This is a genomic window from Gemmiger formicilis (genome assembly GCF_016901605.1).
In the GTDB taxonomy this organism is placed as follows: Bacteria; Bacillota; Clostridia; order Oscillospirales; family Ruminococcaceae; genus Gemmiger; species Gemmiger formicilis_B.
The window spans coordinates 1-600 of record NZ_JACJKP010000390.1 but is presented as its reverse complement, the minus strand read 5'-3'; the positions used below and the strand labels follow the sequence as shown (position 1 = coordinate 600).

At 56.7% G+C, this 600-nt stretch carries 1 protein-coding gene; it reads right to left on the bottom strand.

From position 1 onward, the window contains the following. Positions 1 to 600 (bottom strand): sensor histidine kinase (locus tag H6B10_RS15050; RefSeq protein ID WP_204652316.1); only part of this gene is annotated, 600 nt, incomplete at both ends.

The following is a 600-nucleotide window of genomic DNA, read 5'->3' as shown; positions in this document are numbered from 1 at the left end:
CTCTACAGTGGCATCCAACGTGCCGTGATACCGTTCCGCAATTTCCCGCATACCGGGCAGGCCGAATCCATGGGTAGTCTTGTCGGCCTTGGTAGTGGAAAAATCCCGGTTGATCTTGCTGCCCACGGCATTTTCCGTACGCAGCATAAACAGGCCCTTGTCCGCTCGGCAGCGGAGGGTAATTTGCCTGGTCGCGGCTTTTTGTACGTTCTCCATAGCGTTGTCCAGGGCATTTCCCAGCAAGGCAGCCAGATCCGTATCCGCTACCGGTAAATCGGCAGGAAGCATAACGGAAAAGTCCGCGGTGATTCCCAGCTGTTCCATAGCCTCGGCTTTGGCGGAGAGTACCACATTGGCAGTCTCGTTATCGCAAAACCGTTTGGTTCCCTGCAGAGCCGGGGACCCGGCCATCTGGTCCACATAATGGAGTGCCTCCGACGCATCTCCTTTTTCCAGCAGCCCTTGAATAACGGTCAGATGGTTTCGCAGGTCGTGGCGAATCTGCCGGACCTGACGCTCTTGCCGCTGAAGGCTCTGATAATAGAGATTCCGCATTTCGGCCAGGCGGGTGGACTGTTCCAGCCGTTCATGATCGGCCAG